Below are 24,185 nucleotides of genomic sequence, written 5' to 3'. Positions count from 1 at the left end.
CGATTTCTTGTAAGACTCTAAATAAAGCCTACCGAACTTCTTACCCTTGATTTCTTTTGACATCGTAACTTAAATTTAGTGATTAATACTTGTTCGTAACGATGTTAAGTTTATACAGGACGAGTCACTGTCTTTCTGCGGGCTCTCTTGCTCAGCTCCGCGTGGTCTCTGAATGCTAATTTCTGCAAGAAGATAGCTAGCAGATCGCTGGTGGATAGTAATGCGATATACCGCTGGGATTCCTTTGGATCCGATTTGGAAATCTCTGCCCCTACCTCAGGGCTTGCGATTTTTAACTTTAAAATGAACTTTCGGAAGTAGAATCTGTCTTAATTCAGAATACCTTTAAAAAATCCAGAATCCTTTTTAAGTAACTGACTTTTTGCTAATCCCCATTTTGCATAGGTTTTTGCTTGCTCCGTATTACCCTGGTCATTCATTAGTTTTGCAGCTATTGTCAAAACTTCATAGCTTGAGCTTTCCTTAACTACTTTCCGCATCCACTCTGAATAAAGCATTTTCTCTTCCGCATCAACTGCGGGGCCTGAAAGATTAAAAGCCATGTACCTAACCTTATTCTCATCATCATTGAAATTCTCGACGGCGTATTTAAAGAACGCTTTATGATCCTTGCACTGTTTATAAAAATACTCCTCGGCGATGTCCAACTTTCCGTAAGACCAATCTTTTTCCGCAAAAATTGGCTGAACTTCCGACAGGAACGTGGCGAACTTTGCATCGTCCCGAATGGGGATCCTGCTCTTCAATTTTACAGCAAGGGAGTTGATACGCTTAGTCCAAACCAACTCCCTGCCATACATTTCCTCGAGGGTATTATAATTGTTCAATAGTATTTCCCCTAACTCAGGTGCCGCTGACCTATTAAACAAAAAAGGTATTGCATTAGCCTCCTTTGCTATATCTTTCCCCTTCAGGTAGTTAAGCAAGTCTTGCGTGGTATAAGGCTTACGTTCTTTTATTGTTGCAATATAAAAATCAGGATAGTTAATGTCGAGGGAAGAACTGAAACCTTTCAAAACCTCTCCTTTGTCGGACTTCGAAATCGCTATTCTTAGCAGGTTCTCAAATTTATCCCCCTCCTGGTAACCTGAAAACCTCGAAAGCAATTGTCCTTCGCTGTTCAAAATTAAAAAGGTTGGAAAACCTGTCACTGCGTATTTGATCTGCAATTGTTTACCCAGGTCTTCCTTCAGGAAATCTATCTTGGTACTGATGAAATTTTCTTTCATCAGTTTCATGACAGGTTCAAGAGGAAAAACTTCGTCATCCATTTGCTTGCAGGGATGACAACCCTGGAAGTAACTATCAATAATGATCAGCTTCTTTTCCTGTTTAGCTTTCGATAATAATTCAGTCCAGCTGCTTATGGTTGTGAATTGACTTTCCTGGGCATTTGTTGCCAGGAAGCTAAATATCAATAATAAGAGAATTCCTAATTTTAGTCTTTTCATATTTAAGGTTTTCTGGGAACCAAGTGTATTTCCCTTTTAGGTACATTGATGCTGAAATTAAATTGACTGATCATCTTAATACCGATAGAACCATCAGCATTAGGATTCCATTGATCGGCAGCTCCTCCTCCTCCTGTAAGGGTCACATTCAAGTTCTTTATCTCTGGAAGGCCACTAAAGCTGAAGCTCTGCGCCTTGCCAGTAAATGAAGGAACAGTTACCCCCATGCTGGTAGTAGAGCCCTGCGATTGAGGCTTGAAACCGTCTACCAACAGCCGGTTCTGCCTGACAAAGGGCCGGAAACAGATCAGTTCGTAATTGGCGCCTGTATCAAACACAAAGTTTCCTGAGTATGTCTTTCCCGGGGTAACGCTCAAAGTTCCAGGCAGCATAAAAACTCCCGAATATTTGAAAGGAATAATTGCACCTTCTTTAGGATACTCATAGTCAGAGAAATTGTATAAGGATAATTTCTTCGAATCGAAGTTGACCTGCGTAATATACTGTGCGGCCATCCTATTTCCAATGATACCGTCGGCCTCGCGGCTCATGTTTTCAAACACCGCAATACTTTGATTTTTTAACTCAAAAGAGTCAAGGAAGACAGAATTGCCTCTTGAAATGGAGATCTCCAGACTCCCTCCTACAACAGATGCTTGCTTTTGACTAGTGATTTTTAAGCCAATGGAATCGGCAAGGGATTTAGAAAGAGCCATACCATCAGCCCCTGTGTCAAATAGCAGCCTCAACACCCGTGGGTAGCTATTAATTTTTACTTTAAGGATAATGGAAGCCCCGTCTAACTCAAAGGGAATTTCGGCTACTGGTTTCTGCTGGGCGTACCCATTTAGCGCAGGAACTATTAGCAGATAACAGGCAACAACGAAGAGCCTGCTAATTAAGCCTACATTTAAGTTTATGCCGAACATTAGTTAGCTAGAGTTTTTTCTAATAATGCTTTTAATTTAGGATCAGAAGGACGTGGAGAATCTACTGTTACGATCTTTCCTTCTTTATCAAAGACCAGGAAACGTGGAATAGCATTGATCTTATAATGCTTTGTAATATCAGACCAACCAGAAGCGAATAATTGGGTCCCCCCTAACTTCTCATCCTTTACCATCTTCATCCATTTCTCTTTATCCTTTTCTACATCCACAGAGATGCTTACAAACTCAACATCTTTTCCTTTCATCTCTTCTTCAAGTTGTTGCAAAGCAGGAATTTCCTTTTTGCAAGGGCCGCACCATGTTGCCCAGACGTCAACCAAAACCACCTTCCCCTTCAGGTCAGCTAAGCTAACCTTCTTCCCCTCTGTATCAGGATAAGAGAAATTGAAAGCTTTAGAACCGGGAGCATAGGAAACAAGTGAATACATAATATCCTTATCACGCTGTTTCTGACTCTCAGTAAGCATAAGGCTGCCATACTTCTTCATCAGTTCCTCGTAATCGGTATAGCCTTTATATCTACTCGCCTGCTCTAGGACGACGTCCCCTTTTAGGGTATCGTTTTTAACATAAGAGAGGAAAATATCGGTTCCTTCAAGTCCCGACTTGTACTTCTTCCCGTCCTGACGCATATTCAACTGAATAACTGAATTAAGAGTCCTGTATCCCCATGGATATTGGTAAACTTTTGAAGCTTTTGTTCCGAAATCATCGGCCTTTATGCTGCTGTAAAAACTACTTAATTCTTCGTCGGCCGGATGAGCTGTTCGAGGCGTGAAAAGGAAGGCTGTGGCGTACATAGCCAGATCCATTTGCATAATATCCTTTATTGTTTTATCAAAACGGGTATTTCCGGTAGATTTACCGCTAAGGAAGGTCTTTGATTTCGCTACGACCTCTTCCTGACGTGGAAAATAGTCGACATACGTACTATTGATCCGGGTGAAATTTACAGCCCGTGAATAAAGTGGCTGAGTTAAGTTGAACCACTGACTAAGAACCACGTTTTCTTTCGAATTCTCTTTTCCTGTTAGTTGATAAGTGGAGTCAGTTAAAGCAATGGATAGCTTCTCCCCTCCTTTGAAATAAAACTTGTAGTTGTCTACTGCAGTAAGCGTATTGCCTGTACCAATAAGATATAAGCCCTCATATTCGGGATAGAAAAGGAATCCGAACTTGCCTTCTTTTTCAGGAGTACTGCTGGCAATCTCAATGGTTTTTCCTTCTGATACTTTGAAAAGTTTTACCGTAGCAGGTTTACGTTTCAGAATTCCCTGAACCTGCACTGCAGCTTTTTGGGCCATTGTACTTAAACCTGCTGTTAGTAACAACAGACTTAGGAGTGTTTTTAATTTCATGTTAGATTTTATTAGTGTTGAATTTTTTGGCAAAGCGAGGACCTGCAGCAGGTATTCTACCTGCCGCCAGTATCGCTCTTCTATGAATTATGTGTTAATTATTTTCTATCTTTCCCTGTAATTGATGCTTTGAACCTTTCCGAATCCTGAGTAGGAATTAGTTAAAACAAGGTCTCCCTGAATAGTAGGCACGGTGTATAGCTCCATTTTTCCGTTTGTTCCCTCCGGCTTTAATGGGTCGTAACTACACACAATCAGCTTTGTGCCATCGGTATATTTGGTGGAATTTAGAAATTCGTTGAATTTGATAAGGCTTACCTTTTCAGTCCCTTTGTCCAGCATCAACTTGGTAACTTTAGTTGACATATCGTACTCGTAAACCTTAGCTCCGACGGAGTAAAAAACATAACCTAGTGTTGGACTAACAGCATATTGTTCTGCGTTAGCGAAATCTGTCGCGAGAATTTCGGCATAGTAGGACTGGGCGTTACTTATAGGATTGAAGCGAGCTAAATACCGCTTTGCATTTACCGGATCTTTTAAAATACTGAATACTTCCCCACCATTGAAAGGAACCCAGGTCATGTATAACAGATCAAGGCCTGTTGTATAGCTAAATAGTTTTCCGGAAGGGTCGGGTATTATACTGGATGTTGAATTTGTCCCGGTATGTTTAACAAAACGCTTATTGTCTATATCGTACAGGATAGCGGCAGCAGTACTGCTGGTATAATTATTAGCTACAAAAGGCGCAATACGGAAACCGGAAAGTTGTCCTGCAATAATATTGATAGGTACGCTATATTTAACATTTGTTACACGCTCGTAGATATAGGCATTATGATTGCCGACCAAATATGACCTTGTTGAACCAGACTGACGTACCAAATCTGCGGTGAAATTAGCTGGCAAATCATCCAGTATCTCGAACTTTACATTGTAACCTGGCAACCATTTAAACGTTTCGGGATCAAGGCGATTGGTGGAGGCGTCTGTTCCTACATAAATTCCATAAGAAAGATTTATACCCACACCCGTATTAGCACCGGTATTATAGGTGTACAGAAATTTCGGTTTTCCCTGTAGTGTTAAACCTGAAACTGTTGTACCGAGTAAATCGTTTATTACATCAAAGGTTCCTGTTGTTGATTTAGATAGCATGTCTAACCTTGCAGTGCCGTTCACTTCCGATAGCAGCAACCATCCTTCGTTGATCTGATTCACTACCGTAATTATAAATTCTTTTCTGTACTTCACCCCTGACTCATTATCGGTTACGGCATAATAAAAGGGATAAGTACCAGCTGCAAGCGACATATTAATATCCAGGTAACGGGCATTGGAAATTCGATATAAAGCAGAACCTCCCAAACCATTTGGGCCTGCATAAGACCACTCATAAGAATAACGGGAAGTATCGGATTTTAAAATATCCTTTGAGAAAAGCACTTCAGGTTTCATTACGAAGCGCTTCCCAAAAAAGGCGGTTGTATCGTTTAAGCCGACAAAGGCAGTGGGCTCATTCAAATTAATATATTCATAGTTGCCAAGGTCCTTCTTGCAAGAAAAAGCAAGCAGCATGATCAGACCTGCAAAAGATGACTTTTTCAAAAATTTAAATAACATACGGTCGTGATTTATTTGTCATTACTGTGCACTTGTTCCCATGGTCATTTCTGTCCCATCTTCTTCAAAAACTGTTTTCCCCTGCAGTTTCTGCTGGTTTAGATAACGCTGCATTACTTTGCTATAAGCTACCAGCTCTGCAACAGAAATAGATGTATCGAGATATGAAGGGCTTATTTCAAATACTTCACAGATGAGGAATAATTTTTTTCGTGTAAATGTCCCAAAATAGGTATCTAACCAGCGAGCAGGTTTCTTTACAATATCATTTACGAAGAAACGGTATTTGAGGAAGCTCATCTTCTTTCCGGTGGTGGCATTCACAACCTTCTCTTTCATTTCCGTGGAGAAGTTTTCATTTGCTATGAGATCAAAAAACAACTTAAATGAAGTGCTTTGCATATCCTTAGTCCGGATAAAACGAATATTTACAGTATCGCGAACACTTCCTTTTCCGATGGCGAAAACCTTATCCAAAATTTCATAGTGTACACCATTGATTGCCGTACTTGCAGACTCGTCTATCTGAATTTTATAAGGTCTGTCTACCTCTGCAGGAGCTCCGTTAGTAGCAACAATAAGCTTTTGAACTGAATCAGTATTGCTTACTAATGAAAAGGACAGAACAGTTGAATCAGTGTTAGTGGCGACTGTAGTTGGAACCTTTCCAGCATCGTAGAAATAGATATTACTCTTTCCCTGATAAGTAATAATATCCTTTTCACAGGAGACCAAAGCAATCGCAAGTACCAATGCAGTAGTGATGAAGAATAACTTTTTCATAAATTTTAATATTATCTGTATTGGGTTTCTGATAATGGAAGTGGTACCCCATATTTCGAGGCGTTCATAGAAACGGAAGCTGCAGAGGTTCCTGTTGGAATACTGGTTAGATTTCGCCTTTTGTAATAGTAAAACAGCTGTCCTTCTCCGAAAAACTCCTTCTGATGTTCTTTTTGTAATTCAGTATTCAGAAGTGCAGTTGTGGTGATTGACCTGTTGGTAAGGCCACGGTTATTCCTTACTGTATTCAAATAAGTAGCTGCAGTATTGAGATCAGAAGAACATTCTGCAGCAATATAGTACATCTCGCTTTTCTTTATCAATGGAATGGTAAAACGATAGATGGAATCCTTGCGCACAATATCTGCATATTTGAAAAAGGTACGATAGGTTTTACCGCCATCCGTAGGTACTTTCCAATTCAAATTGTACCTAAAATCATTCTCGTCGGCCTCAAATACAGTACTTGTTTTAGTAAGCGTAGGTGCTAGTATTCTGGAATCAGCTAGTGTAGGGGCAAAGTACTCCTCATACTTGTCATAAAGTTTTGTGTTTTGCACTCCTAAAATCATTTCAGTGGTAAACACCCGATCCGGAGAGCCCTGATTCACTAAAACGTTATTCGAGCTAACCCATGGGAACCATCTTACATTAATAACTTCAACTGCCGCTGCCAGTGCCGCAGGTTTGTTTCCCCTATACATGTTCACCCTGGCTTTCAAAGCTTTAATTGCGTAGTAATTGAACCTGTAATTCCTGGCACGAAGAAAATCATTCCCATCCCCAACGAGTTTCCTTTGCACTCCTGATACACGTATGGGATCATTTGCCAGTAAGCGTTCTGCAATATTAAGATCACTCAAAACGGAGTCGATAGCTGCGTTTGCTGGCAATAACGGATTTATATCTTTCGATAAACTGCGATAATACGGAATAGATGGTTTGGTGGAATCAGCCGAGTTATACATAGGGCCATAAAGCCTAAGCATATCAAAATGTAACATTGCCCTCATTCCTATTGCCTCCCCGCGATAAAGAGAATCGACAGCCGGGCTAAGCACGCCAGGGTATTTATCCAAACTCTCCAGAAAAGTATTAGTATTCAATACCAGGGCATAAGCGTTGGTCCATACCTTGTCTAACGAATCCATCACGGTCAAATCAGTATATGCGTAAGTAGCTATTTTGTACTGCGAGTGGAGTGAACTAATATCATACCTCTGAGCTAAGATGTCCACTGTAGATAATGTTAACCTATTGCCATAAAGGTCATTTTTAGCCAGATCGAGATAAAGACCATTCAAAACCATATTAATTCCCTTAGGTGTAGTGAAGGTTTGTTCTTCCAGCACCTTATCCTCTGGTTGAACGTCCAAAAACTTCCTGCAATTTGTAAGCAGGACAATCATTGATAATGCGAGTAATACTCGGAAATAAACTCTTTTCATATGCTACGCTTAAAATGATGACCTTAAACTAAAAGAGATGGTGTTTGCAAATGGATAATCAATTCCTCGTTCACGTTTTACCGTTGATGCCCGGAATATGTCGTTCGTAATTGCAGAGAAATTCAAACTTTTCATTCCCATTCTCCGGACGAAGGGAGAATTAATGAATGTATAACCTAAGCTTATTGATTCCCCTGTAATTAAGTTCTCCTCTTGCACAAAACGGGAAGACATTTCAGTAACACTGGTTTGAGAAATGGCCTTAAAACGGGCATTGTCCCCAGGTTGCTTCCAACGTTCATAGAGGGCTCTCTTGTCCTGATTAAAAGTTATATCTGTATAACTTATATTCTCAACTTTATTGAATAATGCAGAATTGAATATATCTGCACCCAGGCTATATCTTAGATTCACTGCCATGTTCCATCCTTTATAGGTAAGCGAAGTCCCAAATACACCTTCCAAAGTTGGAGTGGAGTTACCAACTACCTGGACATTTCCGAGACTATAATCGAAAGTATATTGACCATCAGCTGTTAAAAATAGCTCACGCCCGGTAGCAGGGTCAATTCCCAAAGATTTCACCGCCCATAAATCATTCGGACTATACCCATCCAGGTATCTTACCAATGATTTGTTTAATTCCTGTTCTCTGTTCAAAGAAGCTAACTGCTTTCCGAATCCCTTGTACCTACTTTTAAATGTACTTCCAAACGCATTAACAGACCATTGGATATTTTTAGCCATATTTCGAACAGGCATAACAGCCACTCTAAATTCGGCGCCATGAGTAGAGAGCGTACCTGCGTTGAGCGGATAACCATAAATTCCGGTTGACGAAGGCATATCAACAACAACAACAAGGGGGTCAGTTTTTTTAGAGTACACATTCAAATTCCCACTTATTCGGTTTTGAAAAAATGAGTAATCCATTCCTCCACTTATCTGTGTGGTTTTCTGCGGCGCGAGATCTGGGTTTCCTAAAGTTCCAAGTGTTAAACCCTGGCCGAACTGGTTATAAATACCTCCATCATTGTAATTATAGACGGACACTGAGGTTATATCTCCATAATTCTGGTTGCCGGTTACGCCAATATTAGCGTAGATCTTCAATCTGTCAACATTTCCGGCCTTCTTTAAAAACGCTTCATTTTTTATATTCCATCCCGCGCCGGCCGACCAGTAAGGTGAAAATTGCTTATTACTTCCAAAAGCGGTAGAACCATCTATCCTGTATGAAGCATCGAACAGGTATCTTTGATCAAATGCATAATTCAAAGAAAGAGTTCCGTTAAGAGTCCTGTAAACACTGGAACCTCCTCTGGGTGCCTCACCTTCTGCATAACCATAAGCAAAACGAGGGTTTCCGGTACTTCCTTCCGGAAATCCTTCTGCCACGAAACCAGAAGAACTTTTTTCCCGGTTGTTAACCTCGGCACGCGCGTTTGCACTAAGGGTATGTATTCCGTTAATTACCCTGCCATAGGATAGAAGCAGGTTCCCCTGATATGATAAATTTGATGTTATTTCTTCAGTATACGCTCCTCTTTTAAGCAGGGCAATATCCCGGAAATCGCTACTTTCCGGAGATTTAAAAATATTGCGCTCTGTATCACCTTTAATAACCTGGAAACCTCCCTTTAAATTTATGCTGGGTGATAAAGAATAAGTCAGGTTAAAATTATTCTGCACCTCAAGGTTCTTGCTTTTGTCGAAATTAGGCAAGGAAGCGTCGTAGAGTGGATTTTCTACATAATATGTTGCCCCTGTAGATATCCTGGTAACCTCCAAATACTGTTGGGTAGGATCCTTGACAAAATAAGGGTTTGCATTAACAAAATTGGAGAATGACCCATAGGGAGAATTAGCAGAGTTGAAGCCTCTTATATAAACCACATTGTTAACATTCACCTTGCCTTTGCGGTAGGTTAGGTTAATATTACCGCTCCAGGTATCCCTTCCAGAGCCTTTCATCGCACCGCTTTGAGTTTTGTAGTTTGCTCCAACCCCATAGGTGAATGAGTTATCTCCGCCCTGGGCGAAAATAGAATTGTTTTCTGTCAGACCGTTTCGAACAGGCTCATTTAACCAGTAAGTATCTACTCCTCTCCTTACAGCGGCAAGATGAGAATTATATAACTCTTCAAGATATAATTCGTTAGCTGGACTTCCTGAAGTAAAGTAGGTGTAACGTCCAGACAAACGCTCAAACTCCAACTTTTCCGCCGCGTTCATCATATTATACCCAGAAAGATCCGGCAACTCGAAGCGAACATCATTTGAATAGCTAAGATTAAGCTGACCAGGTTTCGGCCTTATCGTTTCCACAACCACTACTCCATTTGAAGCACGAGCACCATAAAGGGCAGTTGACGCTGCATCCTTTAATATTGTCACCGATCCTATCCTGTTAATATCCAGGTCGACAATAGTCTGTAAAGTGGTTTCAAAACCGTCAAGGATAAATAAGGGCTGATTCGGATCAGTAGCAAACTCATCCCGAAGAGTTGTCGAAGGAATACTTGAGCCCCCCCTTAATTGTATTTGAGGCAAAACATTTGGATTTGCTCCTGAAAGATTATTTTCCAATAGAATAAAGGAAGGGTCCAGTGTTTTTAAACTCTGTATAACGTTATTATTTCCCACCGCCTTTATTTGATCGGCGGAAAATGCTGCGGTGGCTCCTGTAAAGGTGTTCCTATTCCGGGTAATACCAGTACCGGTAACCACTACCTCGCTCATATTAACTTCCGCTCTTTGAAGCTTTATTAAAAGCGGGGCGTTAATGCCTTTTAAGGGCATTGTCATCGTCTTATAACCGATATAGGAGACCTCGATAACAGCCTTTTCATCCACTCCCTTCATACGGAAAAAGCCCTTTGCGTCAGTAATAATGGCTTTTCCTTTGCCCTTGATTGAAACTGAGGCACCTGCAAGAGGGCGACTGCTCTCGTCTACCACTTTCCCTTCAACATCTATCGCAGCAAAAACCTTTTCAAGCTTCTCCATGATGCTCAGTTCCTTTTCTTTGACAACTACCGTCTGATTAACAATTTCATAGTTGAGCGATAAAGGAGAAAGCACCTGCTCGAGGGCCCTCTCTAAAGGTGTCGCAATTAAATTGATCTTTAACTTTTGCTGATCATGTAATTTTTCTGGCAGCCATACTACATTGTACCCAGTTTGCCTTCTTACTTCTTTAAAGAATTCCTTCAAAGAGCTGGTTTTCTGAGAGTAGGTGATCGTCTGCGCTTTGGAAGCAGCACTGATCTGTAAAATTGAAGCTAATAATAATACTGCTGTGAGTTTCATAACCCTGATTATCCCCCCCGACGGACATGCCTCTGGCAGGCACGTCTTAAATACGTGAAAATTCATACATTTGAATTGATTTTGGCTGTGAAAAAATTCTGTTTAAACGCGAATGAAAGCAGGCCATAATTCTTAGGCTCGTGTGTTACCAGCACACGGGCTTCTTTATGACGCTATCCCTTAACTGTTTACCTTTTCTGTCGTAAATATCTCATCATAAAAACTGAATAATTAATTATTAAAAATATATAGTTGGATTCCTTTATTTTGAAACTAAAAGCGTTCGCCCTTCCAGTGAAAATGCAACTGTTCCGGTTGATTGTAATACCTGTAAAACTTTTGCCATGCTGGCAAACCTTGATACAGAACCGCTTAAAAGCAAATTTTTCAAACCCTCGTTCTCATATTTAACGTCTACTCCATACCACCTGGAAATCATTTTCAACACCTCTTCAAGTCTCTTCTCATCAAACATAAATAGGCCACTTTTCCAGGCTAAAGCCTCTTCTGTATTGACATCAGCCACAGAGATGTGGGAAGCAGAAAGAACTGATTGCTGTCCTGGCTTAAGCTCTTTGTTTTGAGCAGAGTTAGCAGAGAGTGCCCCTACTCTAACCCTTCCTTCTACAAGCGTAGTTGCAATGGTCTTTTCATCAGAATATGCTTTGATATTAAAATGAGTACCTAATACTTCAACTTTATGTCCTTGAGGGTTATTAATCCAGGCTTTTGTCTCGACAATAAAAGGAACCCTCTGTCCCCCCTTTTCCAGCTTGGCTACCTCGAAGTAAGCTTCTCCACTTAGCTCAACCTTACGTTCCCTCGAATCAAAGGGCATTGGGTAGGTAAGGGATGAGGATGAGTTTAACCAGACACTCGTACCGTCTGGCAGCTGTACCTGGTATTGGCCTCCGGTTGGAGTTATAATGCTGTTTAGTCCCTGGAATTGCCCCCCTGCTGTTCCTTTGGCCACTTCGTAAACCAAACGTCCGTCAGCCAGTTTTTTCACTGAAATTCCCGCCTGGGCTGTTATTTCACCAAGTCTTGCTGAATCTAAGATCACTTCAGTTCCATCTGCAAGTTTTAGCTTTGCAATATTTGTCCCGGGCTTTATATTGTTCTGTACAACTTCCGCTTCTGTTACTTCCTTGTTTCCATTGTTAATAATAAAATAGGACGCAACTGCTGAAATTAATATAATGGAAGCGGCTGCAGAGATCTTATACCATAATTTTTGTATACCACCAGCTGGACTGGATTTGGAAGGGATTGAAACCTGCTTATCCTGGAACAGACTATCGTCCATCCTTTTCATAGCTGAAAGAAATATATTGGGATCATTAAGAGATGGGCTTTCCTTTGCCAGGTGCAGGTACCAGCTTTCCAGCTCTGCCCTTTCGGCTTCTGAAAGCATATTGCTCTTGTATTTTTCTAACAGTTCGTTTGCCCTGCTCTCTTTCATATTTACGTGCTTTCTAAGCGCTTTAATAATATGACGGGAAAGTGAAGGCCAGGGAGTAGAAGAATTTTAAAAAATTTCTAATTAGAGAGCAGAAAAAATAAAAACCACGGCATTTATCTTATTTCTGAGGATTTTAACCGCATTCGCTACCTGCTTTTTTACAGTTTTATCAGAAATTCCTAAAATTTCAGCGATTTGTTTATGTGAATAATTAAAATTTCGGCTCAATTCAAACACCTCACGCATCTTTTCAGGCAAAAGAGAAACCTCCATTGCGATAGTAGCCTCCAATTCCTTCTCCCTAAGTTTATCATCAACATAAAATTCCCCTTTTTCGACAAAATTATCCAATGAATCTACGTAGCGGGATACTACTTTTTGATGGGCAATAAAGTCAAGGATCCGGTTTTTTACAGCGTTATAAAGATATGCCTTAATTGAGGTTTTTATTTCCAGATTTTCCCGCTTACTCCATAAGGAAGCAAAAAGCTCGTGCACAACGTCGTGAGCTTCATCTGCATCCTGTACCATCCGGTATGCATGAAGAAATAACATTCCCTTATATTGATTGTAAATCTCGGCAAACGCCCGTTCATCCCCTTGGCGTAATTTGAAAAGCAGATCATTCTCGTTGGAAGCAGGCACACTCATCAGCAAACGAATATAATAAATATCCGAAATGTTACATTCATGAAACGCTTTATTTTAACAGGATCTGCCCGAAATGAATTAGAAATTTTAGAGGTAGCAATGGTCATTATTAGAGTACTTGGAGGAATAATACAAAATGGAACATAATAAGAGCAAGGGTCACAAATAATATTGTAATGAAAAAAGCGCCTTTCGGCGCTTCTTTTAACTTAATAAATCAAAATGAATAAAAATTAAAGCTTACGTTGGTCCAGCTCACGTTGAATTAAAGTCAGCTCGCGTCCAGTTTGTCCCGCTACTGAAGTATTTTCCTGGGCCCGACGCAATAAGTATGGAATAACTTCTTCGACAGCTCCGTAGGGAATGTACTTGCTGACAGAAAAACCAGCAGAAGCCATATTAAATGTGATGTTATCACTCATCCCAAATAGCTGCGAGAAATGCACATGCGGGTGTGTTTCAAGTCCCAGTTCCTTTATAATAGCGGCAGCCAATAGATTACTGGCTTCATTATGAGTAGCTATGATAACAGATATAGTGTCAAGATTCCTTAAACAAAACTCCATACCTGCATTAAAATCGCTATCGGTTGCCGGCTTATTTGGCTGTATTGGTGTAGGATAATTCTTCTCCTTCGCCCTGTCATTTTCTTTCTCCTGGTAGGCTCCTCTCACAATCTTCAGCCCTAATACAAACTTTTCTTTTTTAGCGACAGTCATCAGATCTGACAATACCTTTAGTCTGTCTCTTCGGTAAAACTGGATGGTATTAAATACTATAGCCTGGTCAGTATTGTATTTCTGCATCATATTGTAAGCCAGAAGATCTATCGCTACCTGTATCCACGATTCCTCCGCATCGATCAATACCGCAGTACTCTTACTACTGGCAGCAGAACAAACAGCATCTAAACGCTTTACCACCCGCTCCCATTCTTCCTTCTCCTTTTCGCTTATTTTATTCAAATCTAAACTGTAAACGTCTCTATCATTATTAATTAAGGAGCTAATTCTCTCCAGGAGATTAAATCTGGCTAAAGCTGTCACCTTAATGCTCATATGATTTACCTGATGGACATTGGAGGCAAAATTGATCACCTTTAAAAATTCCTCGCAGGTCTTGTCGAAAACTGTCTCTGATTCTTTTCCTTCTGCTCCGTAATCCAAAATTGCTCCAACTTTATAATTGTTTAATACTTTTAAAACAGGACCTACAGATATAAGACTTTCACCACCTACAAACTGAGGAAATATGGTACTTTTTATGATTCCCTTAATTGGGAACCTCCATTTTATGAGGACAGGTATGATCATGGTGCCCAGCTTTACCAGCCAATTGATACTCATCAGCCAAAAAAGCCACTTTGCTCTTTTGAGTTCGGTATCACTTTTATAACTAAAACTGGTCTGGGTATTATCGAAGCTAAGTTCTGCTTCCTTGTATGTGCGTAAGCTTTCCATGAACCCAAATGTAGTAGCCTAAGCACGCCCTTGATCTTTCTTGATAATATCAGTTAATACAAGGATAATTTTGATCCTGTGTAAGCGCGCGACTCTTTTTTACTTTGGTTTCTGCGTTTTTAAACAACAGATTAAGATGATTAAAGGATTTTTTACAGTACCAGTGCCGGTCAATGAGCCTGTTCTGCAATATGCCCCTGGAAGTATAGAGCGGGAATTATTGAAGAAAGCGATCACGAGCGCATACGCGGGTGAAAAGGACATACCTATGTTTATAGGAGGAAAAGAAGTTAGAACGGAAAAGCTAAAAGCTATCCGCCCGCCTCATAGACATCAACACGTGCTCGGTTATTATCACGAAGGAGAAGCAAGTCACGTTAAGGATGCAATTGACGCAGCATTAGCAGCAAAAGAAAATTGGGAGATGCTTGGCTGGGAACATAGGGCAGCTATTTTCCTGAAGGCAGCTGACCTGATTGCAGGAAAATACCGCTTTGAATTAAATGCGGCAACGATGTTGGGACAATCTAAAAATGCTTACCAGGCTGAGATTGATTCTGCTTGTGAGATGGCAGACTTCCTGCGTTTCAATGTCAAGTACATGTCGGAGATTTACATTCAGCAACCGCCTGTATCTCCTGCCGGATCATGGAATCGTGTTGAACAGCGCCCCCTGGAAGGTTTTGTTTTTGCCCTTACACCATTCAACTTTACAGCTATTGCCGGGAACCTGCCTACTTCAGCTGCAATGATGGGTAATGTAGTGGTATGGAAACCTTCTAATACTCAAATCTATTCTGCCGAAGTTCTGATGAAGATCTTCCGCGAGGCCGGAGTACCGGATGGAGTCATTAACCTGATATATGTTTCAGGACCGGTAGCGGGTAATGTGATCTTCGAACATCCTGATTTTGCAGGTATCCATTTCACCGGATCCACAGAAGTATTCCAGGACATCTGGAAAACAATAGGCAACAACATTCATAAATATAAAAGTTACCCTAGAATAGTTGGAGAAACAGGTGGTAAGGACTTTATCCTGGTTCATGGGAGTGCTGATACAAACGCAGCTTGCACAGCTATTGTGAGGGGCGCTTTCGAGTACCAAGGACAGAAGTGTTCTGCAGCTTCCAGGGTTTATATCGCTGAATCCCTTTGGCCAGCGCTTGAGCAGAAAATCAAAACGGATCTTGCGACGATAAAAATGGGACCAGTGGAGGATTTCAGCCATTTCATCAATGCGGTTATTGATGAGAAATCTTTTGATGGACTGGCAAACGTAATAAAGCAGGTAGAATCAGCATCGGATGCCGAGATTATTGCAGGTGGGAAATACGACAAATCGGAAGGATACTTCATTGAACCTACGGTGATTAAAACTACGAATCCTCGTTTCGTAACGATGGAAAAAGAGCTATTCGGGCCTATATTAACTATCTATGTGTATAAAGACGCGGAGTTTGAGGATACCCTTAAACTAATTGATCAAACCTCCCCTTATGCTTTAACAGGAGCTGTGCTTGCAGGCGACAGATATATTATTGAACAAGCAACGAATGCGCTCAGGAACAGTGCAGGAAACTTCTACATCAACGACAAGTGTACAGGTGCTGTTGTTGGGCAACAACCATTTGGTGGAGCCCGGGGATCAGGAACAAATGATAAAGCCGGATCAATGATCAACCTTTTAAGATGGGTATCTCCAAGAACTATTAAGGAAACCTTTAATCCGCCGGTAGACTACAGGTATCCATTCCTCCAGGAATAACGGAGTATTACAGATGTGATAAATATGAATATGAGCAATTAGAACACTTGGCAACAGGTGTTCTAATTTTTTATAAAGAGTACCCGAAATCTACCCGTACTGCACTTTTTGCTGAACTTTAAATTCGCGTATATATTCCCCCGGCGATTTACCGGTAACACGTTTAAATACACGGTTAAAAGTTATAGCACTGTTAAACCCGCAATCATATGCCACAGAAGAAATGCTTTCGGAATGATATTCCAGCAATTTTTTACAAGCTTCATTGATCCTTACTTCATTCAGAAATGCAATATAGGTTTTGCGAGTGTGTTTTCTGAAATACTTGCAGAACGCACTTGGAGTCATGCTGGCGACTGAAGAAATCTCCTCTAAACTTATGGTATTCTGATAATGCTGAACAGTATACTTATAGATACGGGTCATCCTGACACCGTCCGATTCTGAAAAAGCATATTTTGATAAGCCGGATGACAAGGATCTCCAGTTTGTCTCATCCTGAGAGAAGAAATTAAGGAGCCCTATCACTTCCATGATTTGTTCAAAAGCCCGGAGTTTGCTTATCAGAAGGATTTTCTCGAATGCTTTTCCATTGATATCCATAAACATCTGTACTCCTGATGAAGCATTTTTCAGGAAAGTACGGATATGATTAAACTCAGAAATTGCTGTAAGCTGTAGGAGTATTGACGTATCTACATAGATATGAATAGTTTGTACCCCTGGCATGCCAAAGCATGTTTCGTCGCGTTTCAGCATATGGGGCTGGTCTTCACCAATAATGTATATATCGCCGGCCCGAAAGCGCTGCATATAGTTCCCGGTAAACAAGGTGCCCTCACCTTCTACAATCATACTTATCTGTAATTCCTTATGCCTGTGCAGCTGGCAATAAAAGTTAGTTGATTTCTCTTCCTCAACAATCACAGTAGTATTTTCGGAAGCGCGTAATGTAAAAGGAACTACTTTCATATGCTTATCAAATTAGAGATCAGGTAATAGCAGATACAAAAGCCGGACAAAGAAAGCCGGTAAATAATAAAGGAGACTGTCCGAAAACAGTCTCCTACGATAGTATGACATTTATGAATCAATAAACTCCAAATATTAATTCTTAAATCACCTTACAAAGGTATGCTGTTATAATAATTGCAAATGGTACACCATTGCATTTTTACGGTACTATCAGTTCCCAAGCGTTTTTTTCGATTCGAGCAGATTGTTCAAAAAGTAATCGCTAACTTTCTGATATAAATGAGCTCTGTCTTTACCGATTACATTATGTGCATGTCCCGGGTAGATCATGTAATCTACCTGAACACCCTTATCCACTGCCGCCTTCACAAAATTAACACTATGCTGCTGAACAACAACATCATCCTGCAAACCGTGAATAAGTAAAAGCTTACCTTTCAGGTTCTGTACCTTCCCGATAAGATTAGTGCTCTTATAACCCTCCGGATTCTCTTGCGGCGTATCCATATAACGCTCAGTGTACATCACCTCGTAAAGTCTCCAGTCCGTTACCGGACCTCCTGCAACTGCTGCTTGAAAAACTCCAGGATGCTCTAACATAAAGTTAACAGTATTAAAACCCCCATAGCTCCATCCAAAAAGTCCCATGCTTTCCGTATTGACATAAGGTAGGGACTTTAGATAATTCACTGCGTTAAGCAAATCCTCTGCCTGGGCCTTACCTGCATTACGGAAAATACTTTGTTCAAATGCTTTCCCCCTGTTATCGCTACCACGGGTGTCGAGATTTAAAACCACAAAGCCTCTTTCGGCCATATACTGAAACCAATAATCTCCGGAACCACTATTCCAACTATTGCTGATCAATTGAGCATGAGGCCCTCCATACCAATAAACAACAACAGGATATTTCCTGGCGGGATCGAAATTAGCGGGTTTGAATAGGGTACCGTACAATTCTATTCCCTCTCCCGTTTTAAATTTAAAGATATTGGATTCTCCTGTAGCAAATCCTGCTAAGGGACTTTTAGCTTGTAAAAGCAACTCAGACCTTTTTGATACAAGATCCTTTAACTGTATTTCCCGTGGCTTTTCTGGTCCCGAGAAGTTATCGATCATCACTTTACCGTCGCTGCTTAGCAATACCCTGTGATTATAGAAGCCCTCTGTTAATCGCTCTCTTTTACCTGTCTTCAGATTGACACTATAAAGGTTCCTTGTTATGGGCGACTCCTCAGTAGACATATAGAAAAGCTTCTCTCCTTTCTCATCATAACCCTTCACTTCAGTGACCTCCCAATTGCCTTTTGTTAACTGCTTTAACAATGAACCGTCGGCATTATACAGATAGAGGTGGTTCCAACCATCTCGGTTGCTCTGCCAGATGAATTTCTTTGCGTCATTCTTCACAAAACTCATTGGGACCAAAGGCTCAGTATATTTGTCGTCTTTCTCCTCAAAAAGAGTTTTTATATATTTTCCGGTAAGCGAATCGTATTGACGCAACCACATGTGGTTCTGTTCCCTGTTCACCACGGCGATATAAACAAAACGATCATCAGGGCTCCAGGCTATATTAGTAAGGTATTGCTCGCTGGGTTCTCCCGTTTCCAGGTACACCAGGCGGTCTGAAATCGCATCATATACTCCCACTTTTACGTGGTGACTCTTATCTCCGGCCATGGGGTATTTAATATTCTTGTTGAGCGCAGGCGTCTTTGTCCAGTCAATGATTGGATAATCCTGCACCATCGACTGGTCCATTCGATAAAAGGCAAGTTTTTTTCCCGATGTACTCCAAAACAATCCTTTATCAATTCCAAATTCATTTCGGTGAACAGCAGAGCCATAAACGATATTTTCACTCCCATCGTTGGTAAGCTGTTTTCTCAAGCTTCCTTTTGTCACCCAAAGGTTATGCTTCTCGAGGTAGGCGGTATACCCATCACTTCCGCTTTCAACCGTTTCAACTGAACTTAAGCTTTTATCTGCTAAAACCTTAACCTCATTTTTTTCAGGATTCAAAGCGAGCTTCTGGCCCTCATAAAAGAACACCCATCCTGCTTCGCTTCCAAATTGAATAAGAGGCATTCTTTCAACCGGCTTCAGGCCAGTTTTAGAAAGTTTTTCATTCAGGCTTTGAAGGGTAAGAAATGGCTTAGCTTCATTACCTAAACCTCCCTTTAGATACACAACCTGGTCCTTATCCTGTTTGTAATACACATAATCGTGTGAATTATGGATAAACTGAATTCCCCTCAGGTCCTCAGGCGCTAGCGTGCCGCGTGCGTATATCATTGCATCCTGAATAGTTAAAAGTTTGTTCTGAGCAAGGACACAAGTGCTCAACCCAGATAAAAGGAGCAGTAAGGATATTTTTCTCATTATTATATTTCCATTGTCTTTTTACGAAGCCAGCCTCTCTCTTCGTCAGTAAGAAGCGGACTTAGAATTGTATAAACGTTCTTATTATAGCTATTGATCCAATCGATATGTCTTTTTTCAAGCATCCCTTTTATTACAGGCCGGGTATCGATCGGAGCCAGCGTAAGTGTTTCGAAGGAGTAGAATTCTCCGAATTCGCTCTTGATGTAGGGCACGGAAAGTACAAGGTTTTCTATCCTGATGCCGTATTTTCCTGGCCTGTAAAGGCCGGGTTCGATAGAAGTGATCATACCTGGCTCAATTTCTATAGCAACATTACTCTTATTGAAAACATGAGGCCCTTCGTGCACATTTAGAAAGAACCCTACCCCATGCCCGGTTCCATGACCGTAATCGCGACTTTGATCCCACAACGGCTTCCTGGTAATGGCGTCGATCTGGTACCCACGGGTACCCTTAGGGTAAATAGTACTGCAGCCTTCCACCATTGCTTTTAACACAAGTGTATAGTCGAGCATTTCTTCATTGCTGATCCTACCGAGTGGAATAACGCGTGTAACATCCGTTGTCCCGTCGAGGTACTGACCACCAGAATCAACAAGATATAAACCATAGTCCTTAAGCAAAACAGGATTTTCTTCATTGGGCCTGTAATGAGGCAGTGCTCCGTTTGGTCCATAAGCAGATATGGTTGCAAAACTGTTACTTACAAAATTCGGATTCTGAGCCCGGAGTTCCATTAGTTTCCGGGCAGCGGATACCTCGGTGATCCCAGGGCCTGGTACTTCTTTTTCAAGCCACCTGAAAAAACGAACAAGAGCAACGCCATCATTACGCATTACAGTTAGGATGTTATCAAGCTCTGTCCTGTTCTTTATAGCTTTAAAGTAAGTTGAAGGATTTGTGTTTTCAATGATCTTTATCGACTTATTCAAACCAGTCATGGTTCCCTTAGCTGTTCGTTGGGGATCGATCAACAAAACTGCACTTCCTGCTAAACCTTTCAAATTCAGTTGAAGGGAACTATACGGCTTGAGATGGACACCAGAAGCTGTGAGTTTACGCCGGTCAGCTTCCGAGAATTTCCCATCATCCAAAAATAGCAATACTTCATCTAAGCTGATCAGAGCAAATGCCAGCACCACTGGGTTATAAGAAATATCAGCACCACGAATATTAAACACCCAGGCAATATCATCCAATGACGAGATCAGGTGATGAGAAGCTCCGGCCTGTTTAATTGCACTGCGGATACGTGATAATTTATCAGCAGTTGATTCCCCACAAAGGTCTTCAGAAATACAATATGCCTTTTCAGCCGGAAGCTCTGGCCTGTTCGTCCACACTTCATTCAATATATCGGAATGCTTTACCTGGATACCCTTTGCCTGGCATTTCGCATGGATCTCCTTAGCAATCAGCAAAGGCATCACCTGAAAGTCAAAAGCTATACTTCCGTCCGCATCAATCCTTTGAAATAACCAGTCTACATACTCCGGCCTTCCCTGTATGGTTAAGGGCACCAATTCCCATTCTGTATCTTTAAATTCAGCTTCAGCCTGCACGAAATAACGGGAATCCGTCCAGAGCCCTGCGAAAACAGCCGTGATCACAAGGGTACCAGCAGAACCTGTAAAACCACTGAGCCAGCTTATATATCGATAACTTTCGGGAAGATACTCGCTGATATGAGGATCCGAAGAGGGTATTATCATGGCGTCGATACCGTCCCTTTTCATTAATTCTCGTAGTTGCTTTAAAGCTAACGTTCGATCCGTCTGCATACAATTGTAAAATAAGTTCTAATGGAAAAAAGGTTGTCTAACGACAACCTTTTTCAAAATAATGTGGAAGATAATCCTTTTTTATTTACGACTCAATTCTCTTTAATAATGGGATCAACCCTTAGTTTTTCAGTACGCCTAATTCTGTTCCAACCTTGATGAAGGCAGCAATTGCTTTATCTAAATGCTCCTGTTCATGTGCAGCTGATATCTGAACCCGGATGCGTGCTTTTTCTTTTGGCACAACCGGATAATAAAAGCCAATGACGTAAATGCCTTCATTAAGCATCTTTGCTGCAAATTCCTGGGCTAGTTTTGCATCGTACAACATTACTGGAACAATAGGATGAACTCCGGGGCGAATGTCAAAGCCAGCATCAGTCATTTTCTGCCTGAAATACATGGTGTTGTTTTCAAGCTTATCGCGCAAGCCGGTACTCTCTTTCAACATGTCCAGCACTGCAATAGAAGCACCGGTAATAGAAGGAGCCAATGTATTGGAGAAAAGATAAGGGCGGGAACGCTGGCGAAGCAGGTCAATAATTTCTTTCCTGCCGGATGTAAAACCTCCTGAGGCTCCGCCAAGTGCTTTACCGAGTGTTCCTGTGATGATATCGATCTTATCAATCACATTATGATGTTCGTGCGTACCGCGACCATTTTTTCCCATGAAACCAGAGCAGTGACTCTCGTCAATCATTACTAATGCGTTATACTTCTCAGCAAGAGTGCTGATCTTATCCAGTTGGGCAATAGTACCGTCCATACTGAAAGCGCCGTCTGTTACGATAATGCGATGCCTCAGATGTTGCGAACTTTCAAGCTTCTCCTCCAGATCAGCCATATCATCGTGTTTGTAGCGATAACGCTGCGCCTTACACAAGCGTACTCCGTCAATGATAGAAGCATGGTTCAGTTCGTCAGATATAATGGCGTCCTGTTCATTAAATAAGGGTTCAAAAACCCCTCCGTTTGCGTCAAAGGCCGCAGCATAAAGAATGGTGTCTTCGGTACCAAGAAACTCAGAAAGCTTTTTCTCGAGCTCCTTGTGAATATCCTGGGTACCACAGATAAACCTTACGGACGACATACCGTAGCCATGGGATTCCAAAGCCGCTTTTGCTGCTTCTATTACTTTTGGATGCGATGACAGGCCAAGATAGTTATTGGCACAAAAATTAATTACCTGAGCTCCGCCTGCAACTGTTATATCTGCTCCTTGTGGAGAAGTAATGATGCGTTCCCGTTTATACAATCCGGCATCTTCAATGCTCCGTAGTTCTTCAAGTAGTTGTTCCTTAAGCGTATACATAAAATTTAATAATTAACACTCACTGAGACTGATAGGAATGTTTACTGCTAAACCTCCTTCTGCTGTCTCTTTATAGCGCGAGTTCATATCTTTTGCGGTTTCCCACATTGTTTTTATCACTTCATCCAGACTTACCCGTGCTTGTTCAGGGTTTGAGGCAAGTGCCAGCTGGGCTGCTGTTATAGCCTTAATAGCCCCCATCGTATTTCTTTCAATACAGGGGATCTGTACTAAGCCCCCTACCGGATCACAGGTTAACCCAAGGTGATGTTCCATGGCAATTTCGGCTGCCATTAAACATTGCTCTGGTGAGCCACCACTGATCTCTGTAAGACCAGCTGCTGCCATTGCCGAAGAAACACCTATCTCCGCCTGACATCCGCCCATAGCCGCTGAGATGGTTGCACCTTTTTTGAAAATACTACCAACTTCCGCCGAAGTAAGGAGGAAACGTATCACATCATCCTGGGTAGCATTGCTAAATATTACTGCGTAAAGCAGAACAGCAGGTATAACTCCAGCTGAGCCATTTGTAGGAGCGGTTACCACACGGCCAAAGGCCGCATTTTCCTCGTTCACTGCCAATGCAAAACAGCTTACCCAGGAAACAATATCATTGAAGCTGTTAGGCGTTTCGCTGATTAATTTAAGCCATTCCTGGTAACTACTATGCTGCCTTCCGGCAAGGTGTGTATTGCTAAGAGCTGAAGCACGCCTTACCACATTTAGTCCTCCCGGCAATATGCCATCAGTTGTACAGCCGCGATAAACGCAAGCTTCCATCACCTGCCAGATTTCCAGTAATTTCTTTCTTACTTCTTCCCCGCTGCGCCACTGTTTTTCGTTCTCCAGAACCACATCGGATATGCGCAATTTATCTTGTTTGCACCACCTGAGCAAATCTTCAGCATCGTCTATGGGATATGGAAGTACTAAACTTTCAGCACTAAGCTTTTCTTCGTGCTCTTTTACCACGAAGCCTCCCCCAATAGAGTAAAAAGTCTCTGAGCTCAACAGGTCATCACCCTTTCTCGCTTCGAATATCATTCCGTTCGCATGAAAGTCGAGACTTTCACCAAAATGAAAGACGATAGTATTCAGACTATCATAGGGAACGTTTTTTTCAGCGTTCAGATGTAATTTCTTTTCCTTTTTAATGGCATCCAGAATCAAAGAAATCTGATCTGGATCTATAAGAACGGGGTCAAATCCAGAAAGCCCCAATAAAAGCGCTACATCTGTACCGTGCCCCTTTCCTGTTTTAGCAAGAGAACCATACAAATGAACGGTAACAGAAGTTACCTCCTGAAAAAGCTCCCTTTCTTTCAACTCAAAGATAAATCTTAAGGCTGCCCGCCAGGGGCCAAGGGTATGGGAACTGGAAGGACCGATCCCAATCTTCAGAATATCAAATACGGAAATACGCTCTTCTCTCATTA

16 protein-coding genes are annotated in these 24,185 nt (G+C 41.4%); 1 reads left to right on the top strand and 15 read right to left on the bottom strand.

The window, feature by feature from the left end:
- Window positions 1–329 precede the first annotated feature (329 nt).
- The 10 genes from J4N24_RS22450 to J4N24_RS22405 form a co-directional block, all read right to left on the bottom strand.
- The gene (locus J4N24_RS22450) at window positions 330–1,472 is read right to left on the bottom strand and encodes a thioredoxin family protein (RefSeq protein ID WP_207535999.1); all 1,143 of its coding nucleotides are present in this window, start codon (window positions 1,470–1,472) and stop codon (window positions 330–332) included.
- 2 nt (window positions 1,473–1,474) lie between these two features.
- Complete coding sequence (locus J4N24_RS22445) at window positions 1,475–2,401, bottom strand: retropepsin-like aspartic protease (protein ID WP_207535998.1); 927 nt, start codon at window positions 2,399–2,401, stop codon at window positions 1,475–1,477.
- Window positions 2,401–3,780, bottom strand: a complete 1,380-nt coding sequence (locus J4N24_RS22440) for a TlpA family protein disulfide reductase (RefSeq protein WP_207535997.1) — start codon at window positions 3,778–3,780, stop codon at window positions 2,401–2,403. The genes J4N24_RS22445 and J4N24_RS22440 overlap by 1 nt, the downstream gene beginning before the upstream one ends.
- A gap of 105 nt (window positions 3,781–3,885) precedes the next feature.
- Window positions 3,886–5,406 carry a PKD-like family lipoprotein gene (locus J4N24_RS22435; RefSeq protein WP_207535996.1) on the bottom strand — a complete coding sequence of 507 codons (1,521 nt, stop codon included), beginning with the start codon at window positions 5,404–5,406 and terminating at the stop codon, window positions 3,886–3,888.
- A gap of 21 nt (window positions 5,407–5,427) precedes the next feature.
- The gene (locus tag J4N24_RS22430; protein ID WP_207535995.1) at window positions 5,428–6,189 is read right to left on the bottom strand and encodes a DUF4843 domain-containing protein; all 762 of its coding nucleotides are present in this window, start codon (window positions 6,187–6,189) and stop codon (window positions 5,428–5,430) included.
- 11 nt (window positions 6,190–6,200) lie between these two features.
- Window positions 6,201–7,637, bottom strand: a complete 1,437-nt coding sequence (locus tag J4N24_RS22425) for a RagB/SusD family nutrient uptake outer membrane protein (RefSeq protein WP_207535994.1) — start codon at window positions 7,635–7,637, stop codon at window positions 6,201–6,203.
- Between the two features lie 9 nt (window positions 7,638–7,646).
- Window positions 7,647–10,949 (bottom strand): SusC/RagA family TonB-linked outer membrane protein, encoded by a 3,303-nt coding sequence (locus tag J4N24_RS22420; RefSeq protein WP_207535993.1) that lies wholly within the window; start codon window positions 10,947–10,949, stop codon window positions 7,647–7,649.
- Between the two features lie 262 nt (window positions 10,950–11,211).
- Complete coding sequence (locus J4N24_RS22415) at window positions 11,212–12,411, bottom strand: FecR family protein (protein ID WP_207535992.1); 1,200 nt, start codon at window positions 12,409–12,411, stop codon at window positions 11,212–11,214.
- 81 nt (window positions 12,412–12,492) lie between these two features.
- On the bottom strand, window positions 12,493–13,062 hold the full coding sequence (locus tag J4N24_RS22410; RefSeq protein WP_207535991.1) for an RNA polymerase sigma factor: 570 nt from the start codon (window positions 13,060–13,062) through the stop codon (window positions 12,493–12,495).
- Window positions 13,063–13,295: 233 nt separating this feature from the next.
- On the bottom strand, window positions 13,296–14,522 hold the full coding sequence (locus tag J4N24_RS22405; protein WP_207535990.1) for a proline dehydrogenase family protein: 1,227 nt from the start codon (window positions 14,520–14,522) through the stop codon (window positions 13,296–13,298).
- A 136-nt stretch (window positions 14,523–14,658) separates the two neighbouring features.
- Here J4N24_RS22405 and pruA point away from each other — a divergent pair, with 136 nt between their 5' ends.
- Window positions 14,659–16,290: an L-glutamate gamma-semialdehyde dehydrogenase gene (gene pruA, locus J4N24_RS22400; RefSeq protein WP_207535989.1), complete on the top strand. Its 1,632-nt coding sequence runs from the start codon at window positions 14,659–14,661 to the stop codon at window positions 16,288–16,290.
- 90 nt (window positions 16,291–16,380) lie between these two features.
- On the opposite strand, the gene J4N24_RS22395 is transcribed toward pruA, so the two are convergent.
- The 5 genes from J4N24_RS22395 to J4N24_RS22375 all read right to left on the bottom strand — a co-directional run bounded on the left by J4N24_RS22395 (window position 16,381) and on the right by J4N24_RS22375 (window position 24,183).
- Window positions 16,381–17,262, bottom strand: a complete 882-nt coding sequence (locus tag J4N24_RS22395) for a helix-turn-helix domain-containing protein (protein ID WP_207423253.1) — start codon at window positions 17,260–17,262, stop codon at window positions 16,381–16,383.
- A 213-nt stretch (window positions 17,263–17,475) separates the two neighbouring features.
- Window positions 17,476–19,650 carry a S9 family peptidase gene (locus J4N24_RS22390; RefSeq protein WP_207535988.1) on the bottom strand — a complete coding sequence of 725 codons (2,175 nt, stop codon included), beginning with the start codon at window positions 19,648–19,650 and terminating at the stop codon, window positions 17,476–17,478.
- A gap of 2 nt (window positions 19,651–19,652) precedes the next feature.
- Complete coding sequence (locus tag J4N24_RS22385; protein WP_207535987.1) at window positions 19,653–21,434, bottom strand: aminopeptidase P family protein; 1,782 nt, start codon at window positions 21,432–21,434, stop codon at window positions 19,653–19,655.
- A gap of 121 nt (window positions 21,435–21,555) precedes the next feature.
- Entirely contained in the window at window positions 21,556–22,746 is a 1,191-nt protein-coding gene (kbl, locus tag J4N24_RS22380) for a glycine C-acetyltransferase (RefSeq protein WP_207535986.1), read from the bottom strand.
- Between the two features lie 12 nt (window positions 22,747–22,758).
- On the bottom strand, window positions 22,759–24,183 hold the full coding sequence (locus J4N24_RS22375) for an L-serine ammonia-lyase (protein WP_207535985.1): 1,425 nt from the start codon (window positions 24,181–24,183) through the stop codon (window positions 22,759–22,761).
- Between the last annotated feature and the right edge of the window lie 2 nt (window positions 24,184–24,185).

The organism is Desertivirga arenae (assembly GCF_017355785.1).
Classification (GTDB): domain Bacteria; phylum Bacteroidota; class Bacteroidia; order Sphingobacteriales; family Sphingobacteriaceae; genus Desertivirga; species Desertivirga arenae.
This window is presented reverse-complemented; position numbering and strand designations above follow the sequence as displayed.

Excerpts from the sequence above, each read along its gene's own strand:
- J4N24_RS22450 (WP_207535999.1), bottom strand. The coding sequence starts at position 1,472 with ATGAAAAGACTAAAATTAGGAATTCTCTTATTATTGATATTTAGCTTC.
- J4N24_RS22445 (WP_207535998.1), bottom strand. The coding sequence starts at position 2,401 with ATGTTCGGCATAAACTTAAATGTAGGCTTAATTAGCAGGCTCTTCGTT.
- J4N24_RS22440 (WP_207535997.1), bottom strand. The coding sequence starts at position 3,780 with ATGAAATTAAAAACACTCCTAAGTCTGTTGTTACTAACAGCAGGTTTA.
- J4N24_RS22435 (WP_207535996.1), bottom strand. The coding sequence starts at position 5,406 with ATGTTATTTAAATTTTTGAAAAAGTCATCTTTTGCAGGTCTGATCATG.
- J4N24_RS22430 (WP_207535995.1), bottom strand. The coding sequence starts at position 6,189 with ATGAAAAAGTTATTCTTCATCACTACTGCATTGGTACTTGCGATTGCT.
- J4N24_RS22425 (WP_207535994.1), bottom strand. The coding sequence starts at position 7,637 with ATGAAAAGAGTTTATTTCCGAGTATTACTCGCATTATCAATGATTGTC.
- J4N24_RS22420 (WP_207535993.1), bottom strand. The coding sequence starts at position 10,949 with ATGAAACTCACAGCAGTATTATTATTAGCTTCAATTTTACAGATCAGT.
- J4N24_RS22415 (WP_207535992.1), bottom strand. The coding sequence starts at position 12,411 with ATGAAAGAGAGCAGGGCAAACGAACTGTTAGAAAAATACAAGAGCAAT.
- J4N24_RS22410 (WP_207535991.1), bottom strand. The coding sequence starts at position 13,062 with ATGAGTGTGCCTGCTTCCAACGAGAATGATCTGCTTTTCAAATTACGC.
- J4N24_RS22405 (WP_207535990.1), bottom strand. The coding sequence starts at position 14,522 with ATGGAAAGCTTACGCACATACAAGGAAGCAGAACTTAGCTTCGATAAT.
- pruA (WP_207535989.1), top strand. The coding sequence starts at position 14,659 with ATGATTAAAGGATTTTTTACAGTACCAGTGCCGGTCAATGAGCCTGTT.
- J4N24_RS22395 (WP_207423253.1), bottom strand. The coding sequence starts at position 17,262 with ATGAAAGTAGTTCCTTTTACATTACGCGCTTCCGAAAATACTACTGTG.
- J4N24_RS22390 (WP_207535988.1), bottom strand. The coding sequence starts at position 19,650 with ATGAGAAAAATATCCTTACTGCTCCTTTTATCTGGGTTGAGCACTTGT.
- J4N24_RS22385 (WP_207535987.1), bottom strand. The coding sequence starts at position 21,434 with ATGCAGACGGATCGAACGTTAGCTTTAAAGCAACTACGAGAATTAATG.
- kbl (WP_207535986.1), bottom strand. The coding sequence starts at position 22,746 with ATGTATACGCTTAAGGAACAACTACTTGAAGAACTACGGAGCATTGAA.
- J4N24_RS22375 (WP_207535985.1), bottom strand. The coding sequence starts at position 24,183 with ATGAGAGAAGAGCGTATTTCCGTATTTGATATTCTGAAGATTGGGATC.